The 25,765-nt window shown below is 41.1% G+C and carries 19 protein-coding genes; 3 read left to right on the forward strand and 16 right to left on the reverse strand.

Annotation, left to right across the window (positions count from 1 at the left end):
* Nucleotides 1–313 precede the first annotated feature (313 nt).
* The 8 genes from AC4HAI_RS03510 to prfB all read right to left on the reverse strand — a co-directional run bounded on the left by AC4HAI_RS03510 (nt 314) and on the right by prfB (nt 8,375).
* Complete coding sequence (locus AC4HAI_RS03510) at nt 314–1,867, reverse strand: hypothetical protein (protein ID WP_491110462.1); 1,554 nt, start codon at nt 1,865–1,867, stop codon at nt 314–316.
* 9 nt (nt 1,868–1,876) lie between these two features.
* A complete protein-coding gene (locus AC4HAI_RS03515; protein WP_491110463.1) occupies nt 1,877–2,095 on the reverse strand; it encodes a hypothetical protein in 219 nt (72 codons plus the stop codon).
* Nucleotides 2,092–2,253, reverse strand: a complete 162-nt coding sequence (locus AC4HAI_RS03520; protein ID WP_491110465.1) for a hypothetical protein — start codon at nt 2,251–2,253, stop codon at nt 2,092–2,094. Before AC4HAI_RS03520 ends, AC4HAI_RS03515 begins: the two co-directional genes overlap by 4 nt.
* Nucleotides 2,254–2,486: 233 nt before the next feature.
* A complete protein-coding gene (locus tag AC4HAI_RS03525) occupies nt 2,487–4,154 on the reverse strand; it encodes a zinc ribbon domain-containing protein (protein ID WP_491110466.1) in 1,668 nt (555 codons plus the stop codon).
* Between the two features lie 20 nt (nt 4,155–4,174).
* The gene (locus AC4HAI_RS03530; RefSeq protein WP_491110467.1) at nt 4,175–5,377 is read right to left on the reverse strand and encodes a hypothetical protein; all 1,203 of its coding nucleotides are present in this window, start codon (nt 5,375–5,377) and stop codon (nt 4,175–4,177) included.
* A 278-nt stretch (nt 5,378–5,655) separates the two neighbouring features.
* Nucleotides 5,656–6,570 (reverse strand): permease-like cell division protein FtsX, encoded by a 915-nt coding sequence (ftsX, locus tag AC4HAI_RS03535; RefSeq protein ID WP_491110468.1) that lies wholly within the window; start codon nt 6,568–6,570, stop codon nt 5,656–5,658.
* Nucleotides 6,563–7,255 (reverse strand): cell division ATP-binding protein FtsE, encoded by a 693-nt coding sequence (gene ftsE, locus AC4HAI_RS03540; RefSeq protein ID WP_491078891.1) that lies wholly within the window; start codon nt 7,253–7,255, stop codon nt 6,563–6,565. The genes ftsX and ftsE overlap by 8 nt, the downstream gene beginning before the upstream one ends.
* Nucleotides 7,256–7,276: 21 nt before the next feature.
* A protein-coding gene (gene prfB / locus AC4HAI_RS03545) for a peptide chain release factor 2 (RefSeq protein WP_491110470.1) occupies nt 7,277–8,375 on the reverse strand; the annotation gives its coding sequence in 2 pieces (ribosomal slippage) (nt 7,277–8,302 and nt 8,304–8,375; 1,098 coding nt in all).
* 265 nt (nt 8,376–8,640) lie between these two features.
* Here prfB and AC4HAI_RS03550 point away from each other — a divergent pair.
* Nucleotides 8,641–9,498, forward strand: coding sequence for a metallophosphoesterase (locus AC4HAI_RS03550; RefSeq protein ID WP_491110472.1), 858 nt, complete (start codon nt 8,641–8,643; stop codon nt 9,496–9,498).
* A gap of 74 nt (nt 9,499–9,572) precedes the next feature.
* Nucleotides 9,573–11,300 carry a glycerophosphodiester phosphodiesterase family protein gene (locus AC4HAI_RS03555; protein WP_491110473.1) on the forward strand — a complete coding sequence of 576 codons (1,728 nt, stop codon included), beginning with the start codon at nt 9,573–9,575 and terminating at the stop codon, nt 11,298–11,300.
* Between the two features lie 197 nt (nt 11,301–11,497).
* Here AC4HAI_RS03555 and AC4HAI_RS03560 read toward each other — a convergent pair whose 3' ends face one another.
* From AC4HAI_RS03560 to murD, 5 genes are all read right to left on the reverse strand, one after another.
* The gene (locus AC4HAI_RS03560; protein WP_491110616.1) at nt 11,498–13,660 is read right to left on the reverse strand and encodes a PHB depolymerase family esterase; all 2,163 of its coding nucleotides are present in this window, start codon (nt 13,658–13,660) and stop codon (nt 11,498–11,500) included.
* Between the two features lie 225 nt (nt 13,661–13,885).
* On the reverse strand, nt 13,886–15,430 hold the full coding sequence (locus tag AC4HAI_RS03565; protein WP_491110475.1) for a peptide chain release factor 3: 1,545 nt from the start codon (nt 15,428–15,430) through the stop codon (nt 13,886–13,888).
* 334 nt (nt 15,431–15,764) lie between these two features.
* Nucleotides 15,765–16,940, reverse strand: coding sequence for a cell division protein FtsQ/DivIB (locus tag AC4HAI_RS03570; RefSeq protein WP_491110476.1), 1,176 nt, complete (start codon nt 16,938–16,940; stop codon nt 15,765–15,767).
* 13 nt (nt 16,941–16,953) lie between these two features.
* Complete coding sequence (locus AC4HAI_RS03575; protein WP_491110477.1) at nt 16,954–18,027, reverse strand: UDP-N-acetylglucosamine--N-acetylmuramyl-(pentapeptide) pyrophosphoryl-undecaprenol N-acetylglucosamine transferase; 1,074 nt, start codon at nt 18,025–18,027, stop codon at nt 16,954–16,956.
* Nucleotides 18,028–18,029: 2 nt separating this feature from the next.
* Nucleotides 18,030–19,385: a UDP-N-acetylmuramoyl-L-alanine--D-glutamate ligase gene (gene murD, locus AC4HAI_RS03580; RefSeq protein ID WP_491110479.1), complete on the reverse strand. Its 1,356-nt coding sequence runs from the start codon at nt 19,383–19,385 to the stop codon at nt 18,030–18,032.
* Between the two features lie 325 nt (nt 19,386–19,710).
* Between murD and AC4HAI_RS03585 the strand changes: the two genes are divergently transcribed.
* The gene (locus tag AC4HAI_RS03585) at nt 19,711–21,429 is read left to right on the forward strand and encodes an alkaline phosphatase (RefSeq protein WP_491110480.1); all 1,719 of its coding nucleotides are present in this window, start codon (nt 19,711–19,713) and stop codon (nt 21,427–21,429) included.
* 101 nt (nt 21,430–21,530) lie between these two features.
* On the opposite strand, the gene AC4HAI_RS03590 is transcribed toward AC4HAI_RS03585, so the two are convergent.
* The 3 genes from AC4HAI_RS03590 to pepF form a co-directional block, all read right to left on the reverse strand.
* Entirely contained in the window at nt 21,531–21,854 is a 324-nt protein-coding gene (locus AC4HAI_RS03590; protein WP_491078882.1) for a DUF3165 family protein, read from the reverse strand.
* A 33-nt stretch (nt 21,855–21,887) separates the two neighbouring features.
* Nucleotides 21,888–23,732, reverse strand: coding sequence for a translational GTPase TypA (gene typA, locus AC4HAI_RS03595; protein WP_491110482.1), 1,845 nt, complete (start codon nt 23,730–23,732; stop codon nt 21,888–21,890).
* Between the two features lie 221 nt (nt 23,733–23,953).
* Nucleotides 23,954–25,756: an oligoendopeptidase F gene (pepF, locus tag AC4HAI_RS03600; RefSeq protein WP_491110483.1), complete on the reverse strand. Its 1,803-nt coding sequence runs from the start codon at nt 25,754–25,756 to the stop codon at nt 23,954–23,956.
* Nucleotides 25,757–25,765: the final 9 nt, after the last annotated feature.

Consider the following 25,765-nt stretch of genomic DNA (forward strand, 5'->3'; position numbering starts at 1 on the left):
TTGGGTCGCATGTAATTGAGCGACCGTCATCACACTTTTGATACTGTCCATAGAAATCTCCTAACTAGTCTCATATGATACTAGTTTACTGATACTTTAAGAGTTATGCAAGTCTTTTGATAGATTTTACTAGTAAAATTTATCAAAAGATAAAAAATTAGTTACAAAACTGATATGAGATTTGCCATATACCTTGTTACTTGTAGCAAATGGACAAGATACAAAATGAGTTTGGAGCAAAAAGTCCAAACTCATTAGGATGTTTTAGATGGGTGAGATGTCACGGTAAAAGTAGAACAAAACCAGCTCTAGGCTATTTAGTCTTTTTAAAGACAGCATCATCAAATTCTGAGTACTTATAAGTTGACGCATCAAATTCTGAATCTAGGGGGCCAGTCCATTGCACATAGGTCAGAGTGCCATCATCGTTTAACTTGAAGCCATATTCTGCATCAAATCCAGCACCTCCCAGGCCAAGGGTAGGCAGGGCATTGCCAATATCTTCACCGTCTGCAAAGCGATACAGATTATCCGAAACTTTTTCAACCTTAGTCACTTTTGCTTGGTAGGTGTCCTTACTACTCTTGATCGTTTTTATAACCGTGCCATCTTTCTTGTACTCCATGGTTTGTGTGCCCTGTTCACCTGCATCCCCCTCCCATTTGCCAATCAGATCTGTTGGAAAAATTTTACTCTGGGCTTGGCTATCTGTACTCTGGCTATGACTGGTGCTCTCAGCATATTTCTTGATCAGATTTTGATAAGCATCCTGCATATCCTCAGGAGCTTTCTCATAAGTGTAATCCAATGCTTTTGACTCATACCAATAGTCTTTGGTGAGATAGACCGTTCCATCTGTTGCTAAAAGGATTTCATAGCTGTCCTTGCTATGATCTACCTGAGTATCATAGAGATCATTATAGCCAAAATTTCCTGCCATTGTATTTTGATCATCAGCTAGTTCATCTTTGTTAATCAAACGGCTTGATTCATCTGTAGCAGAGGCAAATTGCTGATGGGTTTTATCTTTTAGAGTATAGAGCCGAAAGACTGCTGTCGATTGATAGTCCTGGGCTTGATCACTAGTAAGATCATTCCCTAAGAGAGTCAAATCAAGACTGTCTTTTTGAGACAATAGGGATTCTTTATCAGATGCTTTACCATCAACATAGATATCAGTATCTGGCAGATCATTTAGGGATCCTTGGATATATCTCTGGAGACGGGTCATAATTTCCTGACCATCTGAGGTTTTAGCCATCAAGAAAGCGATTGAAGGATTACTAACTACAAGAATCTCTCCGTACTTACTACGTGTCACTACACTATCCTTGGCATAATGGCTATTAAATAACCAATCACCAAATTGGCTGATTACTTTTTCTTCATTTTCTTTTGTCAACTCAACTTTGGTTATCTTTTCTGAGGTCGTTGTTGATGAAGAAGTATCTGCTGATTTTTCTGAAGCCTTTGTACTGTCTTTAGTAACCCTACTGCTACCTTCAACTTGCTTATATTTTTTAGAATTCTCCACATTCACTGTCGGATCACTAGCTGGGTTGAGATTTTTTTTGATGACGATATCGCCTTGATTATCAGGTAGGGTAATTCTTACAGCACTGCCCGATCTGGAGACATCTTTGGTCTCGTAGATCCGTCCAGTACTAGTATTTTTGACTTGGTAAGTGTCGTCCTTGGAACGTCTAATCTCAAAGGTTACCCGTTCTCCTGTCTGCTTATCTATCACATCAGTTGCATAGAGCGTATGGATATCTGCTAGAGCTATTGTCTGTTGATACTTACCAAAAGCCATGAAAATCAAGAAGATGATCATAGCTAATGCAATAAATTTTTTATTCTGTTTCATCCTTTAGCCTCACATAAATAAAAAGCCAATAATATAGCCGAAAACAGCTAAAAATACGATGATAAAAGTCTTGATGATAATGCTCGGACTGAATCTTTTTGAAGGCTTATTATCACTCGGGTTAGAGAGGGGTGGAAACCCATTTTTTGAAGCTTCTGTAAATTCTTGAAAAGTTGGTTTACGTCCTTTTAGGACTTGAAACTCTGTCACCCATTCATCTCTAGTCATCTCGATTTCTCCTTTTTGAACTGTAAGGTTAACACAAAGACTAGGGCATAGACTAAGGCGTGGAGGGCCAGAATCAGATAACCATGCCAGATCTTATCTTGATCCATTTTAAAAAGATCAAGTGCCCAATCTTCAACAGGGATATTGTATTTAGCCATTGTCCCTGGGATTTTGTCCAGCTGGTTAGTCACTCCGAATAAGCGGTGTCCATAACCGAATTAGTAGTTCCTAAATCGATTCCAAGTGCGTAGTTCATAGTCTATCCCTTCCAATCTTTCCTGTGCTGTCACTATTACTATGTCATTAGGGGGGGCAATCCGCTAATCATTTGTCTTTATTATAGCATTAACATAAAGCAAAAAGTCCGGAACTCTTAGGTTCCAAACTTTTTCTACTCCACTGTGTCTTCTGATCTCAGTTTTTTTGAAGTTCCATTCTTATCAGTGATAATATAACCAGAAAAATCTTCATAGCTATATAGATAATCACTATCGGAATCCAGGGCTTCATCATAGGAAATCTTGGAGGACCAAGAAAGCTTTTCCTTAATAGTACCTGAGGTCTCATGATCTTCATCGGCTGAATAACCAAACTCAACGGTTACTGTATAGTCCACCGTATAGTTCGTTGCACCTGTTTGTGTGACTGTAGTAATATCGACATTTGAAAAATTAATCCAGTCTGCTGCTCTATTTTTTGCATTTACTGTATTGTCATCAATCATGGTCTTTAAGTCTTTGTACATACCATTTTCTGTGCCGCCCTTAAAGATATCAGACAAATCATCCGGTGTGGTATTGTCATTATCAGCGTAAGAATCCATTAAACTGTAGGCTTCCGTCATAAGATCATCAGCCGTATCCCTAGTTAAAATGTCTGATACTTCCATGGTTAAGGTGTCTCCATCAGAAATATCTGAAATTTTAGTGGCACTGGTTTTAAGACTGGTACCATCACTGAAGTCTTTTTTTACATAAACCGAAGCGCTGTCCATCACAGGTAACTTTTCAGCTGTATATTGACCATCCTTAAGTGTTCCGACACTCTTACTGCCAATATAGACCTTACCATCGCTGATGTTACTTGAAATCTTAAAACTCAAGTACTTAATATCTAGGGCGATAGTCTGATCCTCTGTTAAGTCTTTTTGAGAGCTAACCTCAATGTCCTGGCCTTTGACCTTTCCAGAAGCTAGGAAGTTATAAGTCCCAGGATAGAGGCGCTCGACTACCTTATTGTAATCTGCAGAATCTGACTTCCCATAGTCTATATCGTTGATGCTAATGTTAAGATCTTTGGTGTTCGTTTGTAGGGTAGCATTAACTGGTTTGACTGCCACTCGCCATTTGGGAAAAATGAAAAATTCATGTCCAGACTTCACCATACTATTACCAGATAGCAGCATGGCTTTATCAGTCGTTGTATTAACAGATTTTTTATCAACATAGGTCAATTCAGAGGATTTGACCGATTTTTTCGTATCTGACCAAACCTCATAATCTACTTGTTTGTCAAAATCTTTGCCAGCCACCTTTAAGTAGCGGTCTGCCACAGCCTCTCTTGAATAATACTGATGACCATATATAAACGAAGAGACTAATGCCAAACTCAACACGACCAAAAAGGTTACCATGACACGATGTAAGATTGATTTTTTAGGCTTTGCTACTGCCCTTGGCTGAACAAACTGGTTGATAGTAGTTAAGTCAAAGTTAGCTGCCTTACCAAGTAAAAATTCTTCTGGCAGAGGAGATCGGCCTACATACTTCCGAAAAGCATTTATCCAAGCATCCTGAGCCGTTGAACCTTTTGATCCTCCAGGGCTGGGACTGGCTACTGACTGAGAAGAGGCACGATCTGATACATCATAAAAGCTCTTTCCAGTTAGATCAGAGCTTTGAGAATTGGAAAGGTTTTCTGAATTGCTATCTAAACCAGCAATCCGACGAATTTCTCGAGGAGAGAAATCCGTCTCCTTGCCTTTCATAAACTCCTGTGGAGTAGGCTTACGACCGACGACACTCTCGAAGAGATCAGCCCATCTTTCTTTCGTTGCCATAGGTTAAACCGCCTTATATATTAGTAATCATTAAATGCTTGAAGAATTTCTTCAAATCCACCTGCAATCATTGATCCTGTAATTTTATAGACAATATAGTAAACAATGACAAATACAAGGGCAGCTAGAATCGAAACGTAGAAGTTATTCACCTTGCCAAAGGTCACATGAGACATATTTTTAATCAAAGCGATAAAAATAATGATGAGTCCTAAACCAATCAAGAAAATTAAGAAATAAGCACTGTTAAGGACAGATTTCAAAGCCGGTATTTTTTCCATTACGGTTGAAAGGTCTGAACTTGAGGAAAGACTACTTAATTCGGACAAATCGCCGGTTTCAGTTATTAGATGCTTTGGAACCAAAAAAGTCACAAGAAATCCCAAAAAGTTTAAAATCAAAAGAATTGGGGTATATGAGAAATATTGACCAACTTTCTGCATAAAAGTCTTACCAGTCTCACGATTAAAGACCACTGGCATGACCATAATAAGTGTATAGAAGATATAAAAGATGATAAAGAAGAGCAAGAATTTGAGAAATCCGAATTCTGATGAAATAGTATCTCGGGCAGCATTAGGAATAGTATCTTGAAGCTCTAATTCAATAGAATTAAGGATTGAGAAGATAAATCGACGAATAAAATTAACCAGTGCCCAACTAGCAAACAAGGCTACGGGTACTAATGTTATTAAACCGAAAGCAAAGTGGCTGTCTTCAGACTTAGCTTGAGGATTTTTAAAGCCATTGAGGAACCAAGTAAAATAATCCTTAACAGCGATACCAAAGGCAGATGGTTGAGCTGGCTGGGCTGGCATTTGATATTGAGGAACTTGTCCAGCCATAGCTTGCTGCTGGTAATAGGCCTGCTGCTGTTCTGGTGTTAATTGCGCAAACTGAGCCTGCTGTTGAGCTGCCATTTGCTCTGGTGTGAATTGTGGCGCTTGTTGCTGAGCTGCCATCGGTTCTTGTGTAAACTGAGGCGCTTGTTGTTGGGCTGCCATTTGCTCTGGCGCAAACTGAGGCGCTTGTTGTTGAGTTGGCACCTGATCTTGTGTAAACTGAGACGCCTGTTGCTGAGGCATTTCTTGAGGGGCTACAGGTTGGTCTACTGGGTTGTCATCCACAAATTCACCTGCAGCAATCGCCTGAGCGATCTCCTCTTGTGAGGGCATACGCCCATTTAACGCTTCAAAGTACTCCATCCAATCCTGTTTGTTCATAATAAATCTCCTTAAAAATTATCGACTAGACCAGCTAAAAGTCTGATCTAGTACAAAGAGTCAACTGTCATCAAAAGGTAACCGTGATCATTTATCATCATTTTAAACCATTTTAAGACACAGTTTATTCTACACTATTTTCACTAATGAAACAATACGATTTCAATAAAAATAAGGTAGAGCTGGCCTTTTCCTATCTATCTCACTCATGAAAAAAGCAGCCTTGACCTTGATCAAGACTGCTTAGAAAATTATTGAATGAAAATGGTTACTGTCTACTAAGCTTTAAGGTAGCGTCTCATAGACAAGATTGACCCTAAAGAGCCGATAATAATACCTAGCGCAGCTAGAGCACCAATTAAATAAAAGAGATAAGGGTCTGTCGGATAGAGCGATAAATTATCTCCTTTCAATTTATTCTGGAAGGAAGCTAGGGCAATATTGTAACCAATAAAAAGGACTCCTGCTGGTAGGATAGAGCCTAGTAGACCAATCCAAGCACCTTCTAAAAAGAAGGGCGTACGAATATAAGAATTCTTAGCACCTACCAAACGCATAATGATAATATCGTCCTTACGTGACATGATCGTGATGCGAATCGTATTTGAAATCAAGAAAATTGCAACAAGGATAAAGAGAACGACTCCTGCTAGTCCCCAGAATTTTATTCTATTAGAAAGATCCGCTAGTTTCTCAACATCATAGTCAGCATATTTGGCGTCATTAACACCTTCAATTGTTTTAAATTTTTTTGTGATTTTTTCCATTTTATCGTAGGAATTTACCTTGACGATATAGGCATTGTAGAGGGGATTATTGCTAGAATCAAACCCCCATACTTTTCCTAGATTTTTGGTGAGCTTTTCTAGCTGCTCATCACGTGTAGAGTAGGTAATCTCTGTTACGCCATCAACAGCCTTGAGCTGGTCATAGATCACATGGTATTTTTTATTTTGATTACCATCAGCATCCAACTTGTTGTTGTCGTAGACATTGGTCTCAAGGTAAACATTGATGACCATGTTCTTTTCGACATCATCAATCAATTTATTGAGGTTCAATAAGAGGGCAACAAAGATACCTACGACAGTCAAGGTAACGCTGACCATGGAAATGGCTGAGAAGCTCATCCAGCCTTGGCGGCGGATATTGACCATGGATTGGCGTAAATGTCGGAAGAAATTTCTAATCATCGTATTCGTACTCCCCTCCTTCTTGATCTCGGACAACCTTGCCGTCTTCTAGAGCGATGACACGGTGCCTATGTCCATTAACAATGACGTTATTGTGGGTAGCCATGATAATGGTCGTTCCTTGCTCATTGATGCGCTCCAGCAGATTCATAATTTCCTCAGAAATCTCAGGATCCAGATTCCCTGTCGGTTCATCTGCAATGAGAACACGGGGCTTATTGACTAGAGCACGGGCAATAGCAACACGTTGTTGCTCACCACCTGATAGCTGTCTTGGAAATGAGCGCTCTTTATGCTGAAGCCCGACTAACTTGAGGACTTCTTTCACACGGCGCTTAATCACCTTACGACGTTCACCAATAACCTCCATAGCAAAGGCTACATTTTCATAAACTGTTTTGTTGTTTAGTAGTTTATAATCCTGAAAAACCACGCCAATAGAGCGACGCAGGATAGGAATTTGACGTTTTTTCATCCTATTGAGACGGTATTGACCAACCTTGATAGTTCCACGACTCGCTTCTTCCTCACGGTAGAGAAGACGGATAAGACTGGATTTCCCAGCTCCTGATGGTCCCACTAGGTAGACAAATTCTCCTTGGCCGATTGTCAAAGTGATGTCTCGTAGAGCGACATCCCCACGGCCGTAACGCTTGACCACTTTATTAAGTTCGATCAGTGCCATAATATTCCTTTCTGTATAACATTAGTCTTCGAGCCGCCACTTGAGATAAGCATCAATAAAGCCGTCGATGTCCCCGTCCATGACCTTGTCTACCTGGGCAACTTCATAGCCTGTACGATGATCCTTGACCATGGTATAGGGGGTAAAGACATAAGAGCGGATTTGACTGCCCCAAGTGATCTCTTTTTTATCCCCTTTGAGGGCAGAAACTTCCTCTGCTTTTTTCTCTTGTTCCATTTGATAAAGCTTGGCTTGGAGCATCTTCATAGCACGATCCCGGTTTCCATACTGAGTCCGGTCAACAGTAGAAGCTACGACGATACCAGTAGGAATGTGGGTTAAACGCACACCGGTTGAGACCTTATTGACATTTTGTCCACCAGCACCACCTGAGCGGAAAGTATCCATCTTAATATCATCGTCACGGATATCAACCTCAATAGTATCATCCAACTCCGGCATAACCTCAACCGAGGTAAAAGAGGTATGACGGCGTTTGGCAGAGTCAAATGGTGATATGCGCACCAGACGGTGAACACCCATCTCAGACTTGAGCAGACCATAAGCATTGGGACCTTCAAATAAGAGGGTCACGGACTTGATACCAGCTTCATCACCAGCTTGATAATCAAGAGTCTCAACCTTGAAACCTTGAGCATTGCCGTAGCGCTGGTACATACGCAGCAACATCTCTCCCCAGTCCTGAGCTTCAGTCCCACCAGAGCCAGGATGGATCTCAAGAATAGCATTATTATGGTCATAAGGTTCTGACAAAAGCAGAGTCATTTCATAGCTTGTCATCATCTTATCCAACTTTTCGAGGACGCTTTCAAGCTCAGCTTGAACACTGGCATCTTCCTCAAGCATTTCCATATAAAGCTCTGACTCTTCGGATAATTCAACCATTTGGTTAAAGGTATCATAAGTTTGTTTGAGCTCACTGAGTTCCTGTGATGTCTTTTGGGCAAGAGTATTGTCATCCCAAAAGTCTGGCTCAGTCATTCGATTTTCAAGCAGGGCAATCTCTTCTTCTAGACCTTCTAAGTCAAAGAGACCTCCTGAAGCTAGTCAACTTCTCTTGATTATCTACTAATTTTTGGCGGATTTCAGCCACTTCCATAGGGTTGCACTCCTTTATCTTTTATTGAGGCTGGGATAAAAGTCCAGACTCCTTAGCATTATTTTAGATTAAAAAATTAATGCAGTAGCTGGGGCAACAAAATCAAAATCGTCATTTTATAATGACTGACTGATTGAGTCCCACTCTCATTGTAACTGTTTTATTCTACCACAAAGGGGCTAAATTTGCCATGTGCCACAGATCAATCCCACTCAACCAAAGTCAGTCATATCTTTTAGGGCGTTTTTTTGCTAGAATATAAGCCATGAAAAAACTTGCTATTATGAGCGATTTACATATTGACCTCAATCGTTTTGGAGATTTTGAGATCCAAACTCTGATAAAGATATTACAAGAACAAGAGGTTACACACCTCCACTTAGCCGGTGATATCAGCAATCATTATTACGATATCACCCAGCCTTTTCTGACATTTTTGTCTCAACATCTGGAAATAAGTCACAATCTCGGAAATCACGATATGCTAGATTTAGATGAGTCGACCATCAATCGTCTTGATTATCAGGTTTACCAGATTGGTCAACGTCAACTGTTAAGTTTTCATGGTTGGTATGATTATTCTTTTTCCCCAGATAATCTAGACGATATTCTCCGGCTCAAGCGTACTTTTTGGTTTGACCGCAGACTCACACGTCAGGCTGACGATCCTGATATTGTGGATGGGATCTTGAATAGACTAGAGAATATGTTAAAGGAGCTAGATACCAGCCGCTTGATTGTTGCTATGCACTTTGTGCCTCATCGGAATTTCACTATGACACATGAGCGGTTTAGACCCTTTAACGCCTTTCTAGGCAGCCAGCGTTTTCATGAATTGTTTGTCCGCTATGGCGTTAGGGATGTGGTCTTTGGTCATGCTCACAGGTCTTACGGGGATCAAAAGATTGATGGTATCACGTATCATTCACGCCCTTTGGGCTATGTCAGAGAGTGGGACTTGACAATAGACTTTGTCTCAGATCATCCCGAATACAATCCAAGTGGTAGCTGGAATCTCTCCAAGCGCTACCACTTGGTCAAGGACAAGGCAAACTATCAATCCTATAAGAAAAAACAATTACCTGAAGAATTGTTAAAGTCAATGACTTTATTTGAGCTATAACTTAGAGGTCTAGCAGAGATGTCTCCTCAAATCTTTCTAGACTAGCTGATAATGGAGTGACAAGGAGGTCTATCGTGAGCGACTTCGAAAGATGGGGACGATATATAGGCAAAGAACTGCGCAAGCGTACTCTAGATTTTTTAAGAATTAGTTTATGGCTTTATGTCTTTGGAGCTTATCTGGCTAAGGGCGCTTTGTCTTTGCTTATCAGCCGTATTAGCCTTTATGCTAATACGGGGCGATTAGATATAGGTGACCTGCCAGAGATCCTCAAACATCCCTTAGCTCTAAGTAGTCTCATGGGCTATCTCTTTCTTCTTTTAGCAATCAGTCTAGGTGAAGCTATTATCCTGCTTAGATCTTTAAGGAGCGATAATAATAAGCCTGATAAAGACCCAGGCTTCCAATCATTGCAGCAAGGTTCCAGGCAAGGGCTGTTTAAGCAGTTGGCTATTTGTATCAGCTATCTGCTTATCTTTCTTCCTGTCAGTCAATTAGGCTTCAGCTGGAGTCTACTGAAGGATTTTGATCTCCCTAGCTTGCTAACTCCTTATGGACAAGGGGGAGTGGTAGGTTTTATCGCTTGTTTGATCTGGGGAGTGCTGATTTACCTCAATATCAGACTTCTCTTCTTTTTACCGCTAACTGTAATAAAGGGCTTAACACCCAGTCAGGCTCTACAGCAAAGCTGGACACTTTCACGTATTCATCAGTCCTTACTCTTCAAAGCCAGCCTCCTCTATACAGGGGTATCTTATTTTCTCTGGACTTTTTGCCGACTGCTTGTAACTTATCTGATAAGCCAACACAGCCTCATCAATAGTCTTGCTCCCTTCTTTTTCTTATTTGCTTGTGTATTGGTAATCCTAGGAAAATGGATACTTTCACTATTAGCTTGTAGCTTAATAAGTCAGGAACAAGCAAAAGTGTCCGTAAGACTATTGAGCCAGCCTCTTTCCTATAAAGGATATCATCTAGTTGGTGCCATTCTCTTGCTAGGCTTATTGGGGTTTGGACTGATCACGTCTAGTCTTGAGACCAACTACCGAGACAGTCAAGCTCCACTTCTTATCGCACACCGTGGTTATACCAAAAATGCTGTCGAAAATTCGATAGAAGCGATGCAAGATGCTCATAAACTTGGTGCTGATTACTCAGAGATGGATATCGTTATGACTAAAGATCAGCAGTTTGTCGTCAGTCATGACAATAATCTCAGGCGTCTGGCCCATCTCAATCGCAATATTTCCGATATGACTCTGAAGGAGGCCAAGACTATTACACTTAGGCAAAGAGGCTTTAGCAGCCATCTTTCTTCTTTGGGAGAATTTTTAAGTGCTGCTAAGGCTAGCCATCAAAAACTCATTATCGAGCTTAAGCCCTACCATTCAGATCCTGACACCTTTTTGAGAGCTTTTATCAGACAGGCCAAGCGTGAACATCTATTTAGCACTCATGAGATCATGTCTACCAATCGTTCCCTCATTGAATCACTGGAAGATCAGATCCCTCAAGCTAAAACCGGCTATATTATGAAATTTGTAGCTGGCAAGCTTCCTGATACTTCGGTAGACTTCTATGCTGTTCAAGAATTTTCTGTGACACCTTGGGCACTACTAATTTCTCATAAACGGTCCAAGCCTATTTATGCTTGGACTGTCAATCAGACCAGTCAACTACAAGACTTTTCCAATAGTTCTGTCTCTGGTATCATTACCGACCAACCTGATCTTTATCAAAAAGCAAGGTCTGATCTGTCTTTATCTCCCCCTCTTATCAATAATATAGAATTTAATGAATAACCGTAAAAAGTCTGGACTTTTAGTTCCAGACTTTTTACGGTTATTCATTTGATTGGTGCAGTAATTGAAAGTAAGATTGAGTTGATATAACTAAGAAGTTATGGCCTGCACCCTTATCACTCATGGCTGATTGTTTTTTAATGCTTGGATCCCTACCTGATACCGTCAGCTGGTCTGTCTAAGTATTAAGTGAAACATTAGCGTCTCTGAGCATTGAGCCAATCGAAGACATTGTTATAGGTTTGGTTATTATAGACTGCCTTAGCATCGCCACCGTGCGTTCTATTGCTGGCAACTATACCATAATATTGATCCCAGTTTTTAGCATTGTCTGTGTTTTGTACACCCGTCACCTGGTCATTGAGGAGATAAACCCAAGACCAGTGACCATTATAGGTTGCAGTTGGGATAAAGCTTCCTTGATTACTTTCAAAGTAAGAGAGCCATTTGTTTTGGGCACCAGCTTTGAGAAGATTCTTATAGAAAGGCAAGGCATTGTTATCTGCTAAGACCGTGTCATCTGCTCTGGTCTGAATGAGCCACATAGGCTGATCATAAAGGGCTGAGAGCGCCTGACTATCAATCGCTGTATTATTCTGACTGAGGTGGCTGTCAAAAGGTGCAGAAATCGGTAATAGAGCAGCAAAATAGTTAGGATAGGCAATTCCCATCTCTGCAACCATGCCGCCACCGCTAGAAAGTCCAGCCAGATAGATACGATTAGCATCTACATCTGGATGAGAAGCAACGTATCCCCTAATGACAGACATCAAGCTAGCTGTATCTTCCTTGGTCCACTGAGCAGGTGATTGAAGGGCTAAAACATAAGCTCCTTTTTGGTCCCCATTTCCAGTAGAGCTAAAATGATTTTGAATAGGGTTATAGGTCAACTGGTCTACATCATTAGCCAAGAGTGGAATAGTGATATCGCTACCTGCTTCACCAACACCATGCAGCCAAATGATTAGAGGATTCTTCTCACCACCACGAAGGCTGGTTGGGGCATAGGCGGCAAAGTTATAACGGCCTACTGTACCACGCTCATTGAAGCGCTCAGTATCTGGCATGATACGATTTTGAATAGCATTTTGACTAGAGTGAACGACTTGGTGACGGCTAGTCCCTTGTGCTAAGACTTCTAAACCATCGACCGTGACAGTATAATCACTGACCCACTGATTTTGCCATTTAGACAAGTCGAATGTAAAAGGTGAGGCATTGTTGGCTGCATTATTTTGGTCGTAAGGTACTTCTAACTCTAAGGTAACATAATTGCTATCCTTGAGATAGACCACATTACCACGTGCATCAGACACATAAGAATTTGTAACCTTGCGCTCAGCTCCTGCTGTTGTCACCTTAGCTAGGTCATGGATCACAGCTGGTGTCACTGGACGATCAAATTGCAGGACTATCTTAGATACGCTGGGACCAAATTCAAAACTATAAATAACCAGACTAGTATTGACAACGTTAGCCTTGTCTTTAGCACTGGCTTGACCATTAGCGTTAAATTGGTATTCTAAGCCATCAATCTGGCGACTAGTATTTTTAAGCTGAAGTCCCTTAGTTTCTTCGTAGTAGTATTGAAGACCGTCGATCGTTACAAAAGTACCTTTGGCTTGCTTTCCTGTCGCAGGATCAAAATAAAGACTTTGGCCATCGATGGTTTGAGCCCCATAAACCTTGGCTCCGTCACTACCGTGATAGTACCAAGTCTTATCATCGGCCCCCATATGGAAGCGATTGACCCATTTTTCACCAGAATCTGCATCGTAATAGTAGACCTTGTCCGCAATAGTAACTTCCCGACCCTTGACCTGCTTACCATCTGCTTCAAAATAGTAATCTTTACCATTAATATTCTGCTGACCAGTGACATTATTACAGTTAGCATCCAAATAGTACCAATTTCCTTGGCTATCATCTACAAATGTGTTGCTGTAGCGGGTGGAAGCTACTGATTTAGGGCTTAGAGCTGCTGGTTTTGCTTGGCTAGCTTCTCCTTGATTTTCTAGGGGAGCTTGGACAGTCGGCACTTCCTTAGTGTTCACTGTATTTGAGTCTATTGGAGCTGCTTGGGCTGTTGACTCTGTGGTTTTTTGCTCAGGCATAGCTTGTGAGTTCTCAGGAACATTAGTCAGCTCTCCTTGAGTCTGGTAGGTAGAAGAGTCTGCCGGTTGCGTTGAGGATGACTCTTCTGTCACATTTGTCGATTCAAGCTGGACTGGTGCACCTTGGTTAGGCTCATCTGCGTAGACACTGCCCCCAAGTCCAGATATAGCTGTCGCTAAAACGACACTTGCTAAACCGACTGATAATTTCCGATAACCAAATCGTTGCTTTTTTTCCAACATAATACTACTCCACTTCTACTACTTCATAATCCTATCAAAAGCTAAACACTACTATCTGATAGGAAAAAGGATAAACCCTTTTGGCTACTACTAGTCTAGTCTGTGGGATAGCGACTATTTCTCTCCTTCCCCACTAAGAAATAATCGCATATCCTTACTAGATTATGGGGCAATTTTAACATATCCTTAAAAATTTTTCAGATATTTATCATCCTCACTTTATGGTCTTTACATTTTTTCTTCTAGTGCCACATCTGGATATTTGTCTGCAAACCAACGCAGGGCAAAATCATTTTCAAAGAGGAAAACAGGCTGGTCAAACCGATCCTTAGCTAGAATATTACGACTGGAGGACATACGCTCATCTAAATCTTCTGGCTTGATCCAGCGAACCGTTTTATTCCCCATTGGTGTCATAACCACTTCAGCATTATACTCACCTTCCATGCGGTATTTGAAAACCTCAAATTGCAACTGGCCAACTGCTCCAAGCATGTACTCACCGGTCTGATAATTCGTATAGAGCTGAATGGCTCCCTCTTGAACCAATTGCTCAATTCCCTTGTGGAAGGACTTTTGCTTCATAACGTTCTTGGCAGACACTTTCATGAAAATCTCTGGTGTAAAGGTTGGTAGGGGCTCAAACTCAAACTTATTTTTCCCCACAGTTAGAGTATCTCCAACCTGATAAGTCCCTGTATCATAGACACCAATAATATCACCAGCCACTGCTTTCTCCACATTTTCACGACTTTCAGCCATAAATTGGGTCACATTAGATAGTTTGACTCCCTTGCCAGTACGGGTCAAATTAACCGCCATACCGCGCTCAAACTCACCCGACACAATCCGGACGAAGGCAATACGGTCGCGGTGGCGTGGATCCATATTGGCTTGAATTTTGAAAACAAATCCTGAAAAGTTTTTGTCCAAGGGATCAATCACCTGGTCATCGATTGTCTTATGGCCGTGCGGTTCTGGTGCAAACTCTAAAAAAGTATCCAGAAAAGTCTGCACCCCAAAATTGGTCAAGGCAGATCCAAAGAAGACGGGGGTTAAGGTCCCTTTGAGAATGGCTTCCTTAGAGAACTCATTGCCAGCTTCAGTTAGGAGTTCAATATCCTCTTTGGCTTGATCATAGAAAGGATTGGCACTGAACCAGTTGTCTCCTTCTTCGATAGTGGCAAAGCGCTCATCTCCTTTATAGAGCTCCAAGCGGCTGTTGTAAATATCGTAAAGCCCTTCAAAAGCTTTTCCCATACCGATGGGCCAATTCATTGGGTAAGCAGCGATTCCCAGCACTTCCTCTAGTTCTTCGAGTAAATCAAGCGGCTCTCGTCCATCACGGTCTAACTTATTGAAAAAGGTGAAAACAGGGATGCCACGATGTTTAACAACCTCAAAGAGTTTCTTGGTTTGTGCCTCGATCCCCTTAGCAGAGTCAACAACCATGACAGCTGCATCTACTGCCATCAGGGTACGATAGGTGTCCTCAGAAAAATCCTCATGCCCTGGTGTATCTAAAATATTGACGCGCTTACCAGCATAATCGAACTGCATGACCGATGAGGTAACAGAGATACCACGCTGTTTTTCAATGTCCATCCAGTCAGACTTGGCAAAGGTGCCGGTCTTTTTCCCTTTGACCGTTCCAGCTTCACGAATTTCTCCACCGAAATAGAGCAACTGTTCAGTAATCGTTGTCTTCCCTGCGTCAGGGTGAGAAATAATGGCAAAGGTGCGGCGCTTTTTAATCTCATCTTCTAATGTCATATCTTTTTCCTTATCTTTATCTTTTAGTCTGCATGATAGATAGCTACTCAGCAATAGCATTTGCCTAAGCTAGCTAACGTGTCGTAATTCCCACTCATTATAACGAAATTGAGGGAGGTTTTCAATGTGAGTCTTTGGATTAAGGCTCTCTTTAAAACTTGCCTAATAAAAAGAGTCTGAGACAAACGTTCAAACTCTTTGGCACTCTGTTCTATATTACGAGATTGACCTGATTGATTTTCACTTATTCCTAGTCTCATCAAAGGGTCTCAGTCCTAGTAAAATGTAAGCAATTTTGAGTATCTAAATCAAAATACTGGTTTTCGTCCCACCTCTATTGCGATGGAGCATCGCCATCTGGTAAGTTTGGATCTGTTTCTGAGCTTGCAGGGATATTAGGATCTGTGGAACTGGATGAAGAGGATGATTCTGGGGACTCTGAGACACTGTCTGAACCATCTTCAGATGTTTCATCAGCTAGGTCTTCTTGATCTTGGGTTTTGGTACCACTGGCGTAAATTCCAACCTCCATATCAATAGTCGCATTACTGCCCACCTTATCTTTTATATCATCATAGTAGGGTAATTTCTTATCAATTTTTGATAGGGGAACTAAGACAGTATTACCGTCTTTCATCGTTAATTTCAGGAGATCTGGGGTCGTCTTAGATTTTGCCAGAGAAATAGTTTCAATCTGACTGACCAAGTCTTGGTCCATCTTGATTATCTTCTTAATAAGGAGAGTTAATTCCTTTCCGTTTTCCAGATTGATCGTCGTGAATTCATCTGGTAAATCACTGGCAGGTACTGTATCCAATCTTTGACCACTCTCTAAAATTGGGAGATAGCCAGTGTCGGACTTGGCATAAGCAATGATACTATACTCTTTGACATGGATAGTGAAAGTCACTGGAAAGCGATAGCTAATCGTTGCTGATTTGATCCAAGGATCATTTTGCTTTATATTTTTTTCCAGCTGTCCTCTATCTAAAAAAGTAGATAGGGTATAAGCATCGTCCACCACACCTGTCGATTTTAGAACTTCCTGGGCCGTCGTTTGGTTAGCACCTCTCACTTCAAAGTGTTTGACCTTGCTGAGCGGCGTCATGAAAAAAATAGACAAAACCAGACCTAGAATGGCAGGAACAAGAATGCTGGCCATACGTCGGCGAAACTTTGGTGCTCTGGGATGACTAGGTTTATTGGGTTTAGCTTTTTTATATTGAGACTTTGTTTTAGACCCAGAGGTCTTTGCTGGACTTTCTTTGAGCTCGGTGCCTGTTTTCTTAGAATTTTTTTGCTGCGTCAGCGTTCCAATGGTTTCTGAGTCAGAGTTACCATTGTCTTTTAGGCGTTTGCGTTTTTCAGCTATCAACTCTTTCTGGAGCTTTTCTTGCTCTTTTTTTTCTTCTTCTTTTTGCTTTAAAAAGTCGAGGTTACGCTTTTGCCATTCAGTAAGCCCTTGATTGCCTTGATATTTTTTAGAGTCTTTTGGGGGTGTCTTAGCCAACGTTTCCTCCTTCTTATTTCTTATGAGTAATAGCCTCGCTCAACAAGCTATAAAATTCATCTGGCGACTTCAATTCTTTCGTTTGTGCCATGGATTCTAGGTATTGGTCTTGATCATCTAAGAGCTGATCAATAGCGTGGTGGAGCTTATCAAAGGTCAGCTCAGGCTCTGGCAACTCAAGCGCATAGCCTTTTTTCTCAAAGTAGGCTGCATTTTCTAGCTGATCTCCTCTGCTCGCTTCCTTGCCAAGAGGAACAATCACATGCAATTTTTTCATCGCTAAGAGCTCAAATATGGTATTGGATCCTCCCCGTGTTACAACAACATCAGCCAGACTCATTAGGGGCTGATAGAGGTCTGTCACATAGTCAATACGATAGAGATTTTTCTCTAAGCTATTGAGGCTCTTATCACCAGATATATTGATGACATTGTAATTAGCCCTGAGCTCAGGGGTTTGGCTAATGAAATCATTAAAGACTTTGGCACCAGCTGACCCTCCGATAAAGAGCAGGGTTTTGAGATGCGGATCAAATTGAGCCTTAATAGGCGCTAGGGCTTCTTGGTCCTTGCTTGTCCAAGTAAAGTCCGTTACCTTAGTAATCGCTCCTACATGTTGTGCCTTGACTAGGGTTTGAGGCTGCTCAAATGTTGTATACATTTTTGTTGCAAACTTATAGGCGATTTTATTTGCCAAGCCCATAGATAGGTCCGACTCATGCACAAAGACAGGCACTCCTAATACTTTACTAGCAATGACGGGAGGTACAGATACAAACCCACCTTTGGAAAATAGGGCTTTGGGCCTGATACGAGCAATGATAAAAATTGACTGAAGGATCCCCCAAGCTACTTTAAAGACATCCCACATATTTTGGAATGAAAAATAGCGACGCAGCTTTCCTGTAGCGATATTATGGAAGGTCACTTCCAGATCAGACTTGATTAGCTGTTCATACTCAATTCCATTTTTATCACCAATATAGTGAACTTCCCACCCATCCTTCAAAAATTTAGGGATAAGAATAAGGTTCAAGGTTACGTGACCCACAGTACCACCGCCCGTAAAAACAATTTTCTTAGCCATGATTATTCTCCCTTGAGAGACTCGACGGCAGCAATAAACTCATCTCCACGAACCTCAAAATTTTTATACATATCCCAGCTAGCATTAGCTGGACTCAACAGGACAACATCACCCTTTGCTGCTTCTTGAAAGGCTAGTTGTGTGGCTTCCTTAACATCTTTAGCATCAAGATAGCTAACTCCGGCTTGATCTGCTGCACGCTTCAGACGTGGAGCAGACTCACCTAGGATTACCATTTTCTTTAGCCCTTTTATATCGGCTACTAGCTCATCGAACTCATTTCCACGGTCTAAACCACCTGCGATTAAGATGACTTGACTATTGTCAAAGCCTGATAGAGCTTTTTGTGTTGCTAAAATATTAGTTGATTTACTATCATTGTAGAAGGTGACTCCAGACACCTCTCCAAGCGACTGAAGGCGATGTTTGACGCCACCAAAGCTGGCTAGGGTTTCCTTAATAGCCTGATTGTCAATACCAGATAGTTTGGCAACAGCGATCGTTGCCAGAGCATTTTCTATATTGTGGCTACCTGGAACACCAAGGTCAGCGGCTGCCATAATACGTTCATCTTTAAAATAAAGACCGCCTTCCTTAAGATAAGCCCCATCAACTTCTTCATTTGTCGAAAAAGGGACTACTGTGGCATGAGTCTTGGTAGCTAAATCCTTAGCGAGGTCCTGATTAAAATTGAGAACCAGATAATCCTCGGCAATCATGTTCTTTTGAAGATTCCACTTGGCTGCTACATAGTCTTCAAAACTGCCATGATAATCAATATGAGTTGGCATTAGATTGGTCACAACAGCTATATGGGGGTGGAATTGATCGATCCCCATCAGCTGGAAGGAGGATAACTCCATGACTAGTCTGTCTTTATCTGAAGCCGTTTGAACGACCTCAGATGCTGGAAAACCAATATTTCCCGCAAGAAGTCCTGATTGACCACCAGCATTTAAAACATCCGCAATCATCGTCGTTGTTGTCGTCTTGCCGTTTGATCCTGTAATACCGATAATGGGGCTGTCTGATACTCGGTAAGCCAGCTCCACTTCAGTATAGACAGGAATACCTTTTTCTATAGCTTTTGAAACCATGGGATTATCGTAACGGATGCCTGGATTCTTGACCATATAGGCAAAGTCTTCATCCAAGAGTTCGAGTGGGTGAGAGCCGCAAATGACCTTAATTCCTTCTTCCAGAAGAGACTGAGCTGAGGGATTTTCCTCAAAGGCTTTCCCATCATTGACCGTTACGATAGCTCCAAGCTTAGACAAGAGACGTGCTGCTGCCTCGCCCGAACGTGCCAAGCCAAGAACCAAGACTTTCTTATTTTCAAAATCTGTAATAGTTTTCATACTGCACCCAATTCTACCTAATATCGTTCCTTATATTTTACCTTTAATCCCATGCTTTTTCAAGGTAAATACAAGGGAGTTTAGCTCCTAGTATATTGACATAAGTTTGAACTTTTGTGATAAAGAATAGCTGTTTTTTCCGTTCTTGTTATCAGTTTTTAAAAGAGCACTAAAAGCACCTCAATTGTTAGATTTTCTACCTGACTTTTTGGAGATGCAGGTCAGATATGGCAGTTTTACATAAAGTTTACTGAGACTTCCTCAAAAATTTTCAATAATCCTATAAGATTTAAAGTAACCAATAATAAAGAAATGAGGTCAGCAGATGAAAAGTTCATTCAAACTTGTGAAAAGCTGTAGTGCATTGCTATTGTCCATTAGCCTACTTGTAGCCTGTCAAAATAATAATGCTATTAGTAACTATAAGCTAGACACCACAGCTGTCAATAATAGTCAGGTAGCTAAAAAAACTGCAAACGGACGAGATGTGCAACTTTACGATACTAATCGTCCCAAAATCGAAGACTACACAAAAGTTAACACTAATCAAGCCAAATATGTTTTTTTGTTTATTGGGGATGGTATGGGAATAACACCTGTGACAGCAGCAGAAAATTATAAAGGTTTTACACAGACAAATAAGGATGAAGTGTACCCTGATTTGATGAATTTTACTGAAATGCCTGTGATTGGTCTGAAAACACAGTACGATTGTCACTCTTTCATTCCTGATTCAGCTTCCACTGCTAGTGCTTTTGCGACGGGGAACAAGACACAGACGAACTCCCTAGGGGTTTCTGGTGATTTTGAAAAGTCATCTGATTCTATCGCAGAGAAGGCAAAAAGAGCAGGAAAATCGGTCGGGATCTTATCCACAGTGACGCTCAACCACGCTACGCCAGCTGGTTTTTATGCCAACGAAGAATCACGCGAATCTTACTATGATATTGGTAAGCAAATGACAAAAACAGATTTTGATTATTTTGCTGGAGGATCATTAAATGAAAGAACAGGTAAAGCTAATAATCAAAGAGATCTATATGATATTCTAAGAGATGAAGGCTATACGATTTATGAGACAAAAAAGGATGCCAAGAAAATCAATAAAGATTCCAAAAAGGTTTATTGGGTATCCGAAGATTTGCAGGATGAAGGCTCAATGACCTACGCTATCGATAAAACTAAAAAGAGTCAAGATTTTGGTGACATGGTGGCAAAAGGGATTGAAGTCATGGAAGATGATCCCGAGGGCTTCTTTATGATGGCAGAATCTGGGAAGATTGACTGGGCTGAGCATGCAAATGATGGTGCGACCACTGTTGAAGAGGTTATCGATTTTCAAAATTCTATTCAGGAGGCAGTTGATTTTTATAATGAACATCCAGATGAGACTTTGATTGTAGTGACAGCTGACCATGCTACAGGAGGTTTTACTATTGGGAATGCTTCAACAGGATATGAAACTTATTTTGATGTATTAACTAAACAAAAAGGCTCACAAGTTGAATTTGATAATATTGTTACAGAAGCATTAAAACAAAATCCACAACTGACTTTTGAGGAGTTTAAATATAACATCGAGGAGTTCTTTGGTCTTAAATTAGAAGCGGATGCTCCATCTGAAAAGGTAAGTAACTCCGATAAAGACTCTTATCAGGAAGAAAAGGATAATAATCGTATGCTTTGCTCCAAAGAAGAGTATGATCAACTGAGGGCTGCTTTTGAGGAATCTAAAAAGCCATCAGAAGAGCAGAATGTTAGCTATGGTGGCTATGTACCCGTGTCTGTGACAGCCACACGTATTCTTGATAAAAAATCAGGACTAGCTTGGTCAACCAATGACCATTCAGGTGAAAAGGTTCCTGTTTATGCTATGGGATCAGGTGCTTATATGTTTGATGGAGAGTTTGATGATACAGATGTTGCTATCAGGATAGCTGATGCTATGGGATTCAATGGCAAAGTGACCCAACCAACTGATAAAGGTGAAACTAAGACACAAAAACCATCAGGTGTGGGGCAGCAAAAACCAAACTCAAAATAATATTGTGCTATTTTTAACAGTGAAAAGAAATTTCCCTCTAAGCAGGTGTTCCCCTAAAAATTGGATAAGAATCAGAAAAAATAAGCCTGAATCTATCAGACTTATTTTTTTGAGTGATCATCTTTAGCCTTGAAATAATTACGAATAAAACGATAGCTGCGAGAAAAATACTCGGCATGTTTATTTGGTTTTGGCGATAAGAGCAGGACATCGCGCAGTGTAAAAAATCCAAGTCCTATCATCACTATCCCTAGAAAGACCTCAGGAGGGGATTGGAGTAATTTTGCAAATCCAAGTATAGAGAGGACTAAAAGAATAGCTACGATCCCGATGATCAATATCATATTCATGGTATTCTTTATCGACTTAGGTGCCGCAAAGAAATAATAAAGGGCAATCAATATTGCCACAATAATATAAGACATCTCGCACTCTCCTTACCAGAAGTAAGAACACCATTACTCAGCTGTCTTTTTCTTACGCTTATTAGCCTTATCACGCTCAGCCTTGTTCAAGATTTGTTTACGCAAGCGAATAGACTCAGGCGTTACTTCCATGTACTCATCATCATCTAAGAACTCGAGAGATTCTTCTAGAGTCAAGATACGAGGAGTCTTGATGACAGCTGTCTGATCTTTGGTTGCAGACCGTACGTTGGTCATTTGTTTAGCAGTTGTGATATTAACACCAAGGTCATTTTCACGGGCATTTTCACCGACGATCATTCCCTCATAAACCTCGGTACCTGGATTAACAAAAATCGTACCACGCTCCTCAATCCTCATGATAGAGTAAGTTGTCGCTTTACCAGTATCAATAGAAACTAAGGCACCACGATGACGTCCGCCAATTTCACCAGCAACGACTGGCAAATACTGATCAAACGTATGGTTCATAATCCCGTAGCCACGTGTCATCGATAGAAATTCGGTTGAAAAGCCAATCAAACCACGCGCAGGAACCAAGAATATCAGACGTGTCTGACCATTACCAACCATCTGCATGTCCAGCATATCACCTTTACGTTCAGATAAGGCTTGTATGATAGAACCTTGGTATTCTTCTGGTGTATCGATTTGAACCCGTTCAAACGGTTCACATTTAACCCCATCAATTTCTTTAATGATAACCTCTGGGCGGGATACTTGAAGCTCATAGCCTTCACGACGCATGGTCTCAATGAGAATGGACAAGTGAAGCTCACCACGACCTGAGACCGTCCATTTATCCGGTGAATCAGTCGGATCAACACGGAGAGAAACATCTGTTTGAAGTTCAGCTAAAAGGCGTTCCTCAACTTTACGAGAAGTTACGTGCTTCCCTTCTCGACCTGCAAAAGGCGAATTGTTAGCCAAAAAGGTCATCTGAAGGGTTGGCTCATCAATATGGAGGACTGGCAAGGGTTCTACAGCATCCGTAGGGGTAACTGTTTCACCGACAAAGATGTCTTCCATACCTGAAACGGCAATCAAATCACCGGCCTTGGCTTCTTCGATCTCACGGCGCTCCAGCCCAAAGAAACCAAAGAGTTTAGTAACACGGAAATTCTTCGTTGTACCATCGAGTTTGGAGAGGGTTACTTGATCACCCACCTTTACTGTCCCACGGAAGATACGTCCAATACCGATACGTCCAACAAAATCATTATAATCCAGCAGGGATACTTGGAACTGCAGAGGTTCCTCTGAATTGTCAATAGGTGCTGGGATATGGTTGATAATAGTGTCAAAGATTGGAGCCATTGTAGCTTCTTGATCAGCTGGATCATCAGACATTGAGGATGTTCCATTGATAGCTGACGCATAGACTACCGGGAAATCAAGTTGAGAGTCATCTGCTCCCAGTTCGATGAAAAGTTCCAAAACTTCATCCACAACTTCTGCTGGGCGGGCAGCTGGTTTATCAATTTTATTAACCACAACAATTGGCGTCAAATTTTGCTCCAAGGCTTTTTTCAAAACAAAGCGAGTTTGTGGCATAGTTCCTTCGTAGGCATCAACAACCAGTACGACACCATCAACCATCTTCATGATCCGCTCAACTTCACCACCAAAGTCGGCGTGACCTGGTGTGTCCATAATATTGATTCGGACATCATTGTAAGCAACGGCTGTATTCTTGGCAAGAATCGTAATACCACGCTCTTTTTCAAGGTCGTTTGAGTCCATAGCACGCTCATCAAGCTCTTTACGTGCATCTAAGGTTTGCGACTGCTTTAAAAGCTCATCGACCAAGGTTGTTTTACCGTGGTCAACGTGGGCAATAATGGCAACATTACGAATATCTTCTCTGAGTTTTGACATGTTTTCCTCTGTATCTCTATAAAATTTTAGCTTTTACATTGTACCATAAAAATGGCGCCTCTATCAGTATTTTAGTCATGTAAACGTTTTAGATAGGGCAATCTTCTTATATAGCTTTAAGTATTTTTATCAAGAAGGCTATAGAACAGACTTATTTCCTAAATTATTTAGCGTATCGCTTGCAAGACCTTCCTACAAGCTGATTAAAAGGCTATCAGATCTTAGTTATGGATACCTTCTTCAACCAAAGTTTCCAACTCTGTCAGTCTTTCTTCAAAAACTTTAAAAGCTGATTCTAAATAATCACTCTTGGTCATATCAACACCAGCTTTAGCAATGACTTCAAGGGGATAGGCTGAGCTACCAGCCTTAAGATAATCGAGATAGTGCTGTCTATCATCATCATTTCCATGGACAATTTTTTGTGCTAAATAATTGGCTGCTGCAAATCCTGTCGCATATTGATAAACATAGAAATTGTAATAAAAATGAGGAATCCGGGCCCACTCGTACTGAATTTCAGGGTTATCTTCTTTAGCTAATCCATAATACTTCTCATTGAGTTCAGCATAGAGATCGTTGAGATACTGGCTGGTCAAAACCTCTCCAGCTGCATCAGCGAGGTGGATGGCCTGTTCAAACTCAGCGAAGTGAGTCTGACGAAAGACTGTTCCCTTAAAACTATCTAGATAGTAATTGAGCAGAGCAAAGCGTTCTTTAGAATCCTTGGCTTCCTTAAGCAGGACTTCCGTCAAGATGTTTTCATTGGTCGTTGAGGCGATCTCTGCTAAGAAAATGCTGTAATCACCGTATACATAAGGTTGATTTTCACGTGTAAATACTGAATGCATACTGTGCCCAGTCTCATGAACAAGTGTATAGAGATTATCTAGCGTATCTTGCCAATTTAGTAAGATAAAGGCATTGGTATCATAAGATCCACCAGAATAAGCACCTGAGCGCTTGCCTTTATTAACATCCACATCAATCCATCGTTCATGAAAGACCTTGTGGAGATTTTTCTGGTACTCCGGGCCAAAAACAGCTAGTACTTTTTCAGCTTTAGCGATGGCCTCTTCATAGGTCAGAGAGAGGTCCAGCTCAGACAGGGGCGTATAAAGGTCATACATTTTTAATTGCTCTAACCCTAGAATTTTCTGTCGCAACTTCATATAGCGCTGCAAAAGAGAAAGGTGGTCGTTAACTGTAGACACCAACTGTTCGTAGACTTGTTCAGGAATGTAGTTATGGGCTAGGGCAGCTTGCCTGGCAGAGTCATAGTGATGCACCTTGGCAGTATAGTTATGCTGCTTAACGCTAGTTGCTAACGTTTTAGCATAAGTATGCTGAAACTGTTGATAGATACTGTAATAGGCTTGATAGACTCTCTGTCTGAGCCCACGGTCTTTCGACTCCATTAGGGTGATAAAGTTACCATGTGTCAGCTCAATACTTTTCCCCTCTTCATTAGTGATCATAGGAAACAAGACATCTGCATTATCCAAGATCTCAAAAGTTCCACCTGCAGCCTCAAAGATCTCTTGGGCACCAGCTAGAAGATTTTCTTCACGTTGAGATAAAACATGAGATTTTTGGGTGAAAATTTTCTCATAAAAATGGTGGTAAAGGCCAAGATTCGCCTCTTGATGACAAAAGGTTTGATAAGTCTCCGAAGGAAGCTCTAACAACTCTGGTTCAAAAAACGAAAAGGTCTGAGCATAATGTGCATATAAGCTAAACGCTTTGGACTGTAGCTCCTGATAGGTACTCACTGTAGTATCTTGATCATTTTTCATCGAAGCATAGACATACAGTTTTTCTAGTCTGCGAGATAAGTTTAAATAGGTTTCTGTTACCTCAAGAAGATCTTTAGCTGAGCGAGATAAACGGCCGGATAAATGCGATGCTTGATCAAGATCTTGAGAAAGCTGAGAAAATTCTGTTTCCCAATCTTGATCGCTGGCAAAAATACTCGTCAAGTCCCACTGTCTTTTGGGATCAATATGCTCACGATTGCTAGACATTGTGCTACC

The organism is Streptococcus sp. ALY_208, assembly GCF_058314295.1.